Origin of the sequence: Actinomadura fulvescens (assembly GCF_039533225.1) — a bacterium.
Taxonomy (GTDB): Bacteria; Actinomycetota; Actinomycetes; order Streptosporangiales; family Streptosporangiaceae; genus Spirillospora; species Spirillospora fulvescens.
This window is the reverse complement of sequence record NZ_BAAATD010000059.1, coordinates 1-556: the sequence shown is the minus strand read 5'-3', so window position 1 is coordinate 556 and position 556 is coordinate 1. Positions and strand designations below refer to the sequence as shown.

The window sequence follows — 556 nt, the reverse complement described above, 5'->3', positions numbered from 1 at the left end:
ATCAGCATTGGCGCAACCACTGCACCCAAGAACGAAACCAACTCACAAATCATGAGCCGTGCGGATCGCGGGCTTTATACGGCCAAGCAACGTGGCCGTAATTGTGTGATTTTTGTCAGCGAAACTAATCCAGAAACACAACTTGTCACTGAGATACACCAAAAAAGCGCTTAAATTATGCCTCGCCGTTAAACAAAGGCACTTCTTCCTCGCGCCAACCAGTCGCAGAAAAGCCCATGCGCTGATAAAGTTGCAGCGCTTTCGGACTATCCAGTGAACAGGTCTGTAATTTGATTTTTTGCGGTTCATGCAGCCATGCTGCACTCAATGCTTCATTGAGAAAGAAGCGCGAGAGACCTCGCCCGTGAAAATCGGCAATCAGCCCAAAATAAACCAGCTCGACATGTTCCGGCAGACCTTTTGTGCTGAGTTCACAAAAACCGGCCGGTGAGCCGTTCACGTAAAGCACATGGATTTCTGTGTCATCGCTGTGCACATATTCCGCTAGTTTTTCATCGCTTAAACCGGCTCTTGACCACCAATTATAGTCTTTGCC

The 556-nt window shown here is 48.2% G+C and carries 1 protein-coding gene; it reads right to left on the bottom strand.

Annotation, left to right across the window (positions count from 1 at the left end; translation table 11 throughout):
- Window positions 1-175: 175 nt before the first annotated feature.
- Window positions 176-556 (bottom strand): GNAT family N-acetyltransferase (locus ABD333_RS47405; RefSeq protein WP_344549507.1); only part of this gene is annotated, 381 nt, incomplete at its 5' end.